Annotated in this window: 2 protein-coding genes; both read right to left on the bottom strand. The window is 70.9% G+C overall.

Going from position 1 to position 1,637, the window contains the following annotated elements; translation table 11 throughout:
* Positions 1–81 precede the first annotated feature (81 nt).
* The gene (locus IF02_RS0131950; protein ID WP_199809312.1) at positions 82–603 is read right to left on the bottom strand and encodes a DinB family protein; all 522 of its coding nucleotides are present in this window, start codon (positions 601–603) and stop codon (positions 82–84) included.
* 102 nt (positions 604–705) lie between these two features.
* Positions 706–1,299, bottom strand: a complete 594-nt coding sequence (locus tag IF02_RS0131945) for a TMEM165/GDT1 family protein (protein WP_030163303.1) — start codon at positions 1,297–1,299, stop codon at positions 706–708.
* Positions 1,300–1,637 lie beyond the last annotated feature (338 nt).

Raw genomic sequence — 1,637 nt, 5'->3', positions numbered from 1 at the left:
GCACCCGGCCCCCGCCCCCCGCCCCCCGCCCCGCCTCTCCCGACCCCGCCCCCCGAAGTTTCCTCTCGCCCCCTCCTCCCCCTACTGCCCCACCCGGCCGTCGATCCGCTCCCGCAGGAAATCGGCATGGCCGTTGTGGCGGGCGTACTCCTCGATCATGTGGACCAGGACTTCGCGGAGCTCCATCGGCTCTCCGCCGCTGTCGCCCGCGACCTCCAGCCCGGAGGCCCCGGCCACCACCCCTTCCGCGAAGGCGACCTCCGCCCGCCAGGTGGCCCACGCGTCCGCGACCACCTCCGGGTCTGCCACCGCCCCCGTGAAGTCCGCCGCCGGATCATCCGCCGTCCGGTAGTGCCGTCGTACGTCCTCGCCCGCCATCACCTGGCGGAACCAGTACTGTTCCACTCCCGCCAAGTGCCGCACGAGCCCCAGCAGGGACAGGTTCGACGGCTCAACCGCGCGCCGCGCCATCGCCTCGGCGTCGAGCCCGGCGCACTTCAGCTCCAGCGTCAGCCGCTGATCGCGCAGGTAGCCGACGAGGACGGCACGTTCGCCCTGGAACCCACCATCGGCGCGGGTGTCCTCCTCGGGGTGGACGAACATGTTGGACCAGCCGAAGCGCCGCTCGGCCCCGGGCGTGCCCACGGAGTTACCGTTATCGATCACGCCCGCGAGCATGCGCCCCCACGTACGCCTCCCGCAAGATCAGCCGGCGATCGCCTCGTACAGCGAGAACGCGGCCAGCGCCGCCATCACGCACGCCGCGACCTTCGTGATCAGGCGCAGCGGCACGTACTTCATCAGCGTCTTCCCGCCCAGGATCCCGATGCCCGCGACCGCCCACAGTGCCAGGACGGCGCCGATGCCGACCGAGACGGGGTTGTCGTACCGCGCGGCGAGGTTCGCGGTCATGATCTGGGTCAGGTCGCCGAACTCGGCCACCAGGATCAGCATGAATCCGGCCCCGGAGACCTTCCAGAAGGACTGGTCGGCCGGCGCCTTGACCTCCTCGTCCCCGTCGCTCTTCTTCAGGAGGAGCATGGCCGCGCCCGCGAGGAAGAGGACGCCGACGACGGCCTGGACGAGCCGGTGCGGGAGCAGGGTGAGCACGCTGCCCGCGGCGATGGCGAGTGCGACGTGTACGGCGAAGGCGGCGGCGACGCCGGCGAAGACGTACGAGGCGCGATAGCGGGTGCCGAGCATCAGTCCGGCGAGGGCGGTCTTGTCGGGAAGCTCCGCGAGGAAGACGACTCCGAAGGCGATCGCCGTGACGGTGATGCTGAAGGTACTGCTGAACACGGGGCGGAACCTCAATCGGTCGGGCAGGACGCCATCGATACCGAGAGACCTGGGGTTTTTCAGGGGTCGCTTCGGCTCGGCGGCGCCCTGATTGCGTCAGGACACTGCGGCCGAAGGTCTCGCTGGCCGGCCGCTACGTGCGGCCTGCCTCCGGGCGCCGGCTGGGGTGACCCAGCAGTATGTCGACGGTCCGGCGAAGAGCTACTCCCCTTCTGCACTCCACAGAATACGTGACGGCCGCCGTGGCCCGGAATAGGCCGTTGGTCCCGCAGCAGCCGGACCTGCCCGCCAAGCCACACCGACCCAGCCGGGCATCCGGCCCCACCCCTCCCCCCACC

The sequence above is a fragment of the Streptomyces sp. NRRL S-244 genome (genome assembly GCF_000717915.1).
GTDB lineage: Bacteria > Actinomycetota > Actinomycetes > Streptomycetales > Streptomycetaceae > Streptomyces.
The sequence above is the reverse complement of the archived record's forward strand: the minus strand, read 5'-3'. Positions and strand labels throughout refer to the sequence as shown.

Excerpts from the sequence above, each read along its gene's own strand:
- IF02_RS0131950 (WP_199809312.1), bottom strand. The coding sequence starts at position 603 with ATGTTCGTCCACCCCGAGGAGGACACCCGCGCCGATGGTGGGTTCCAG.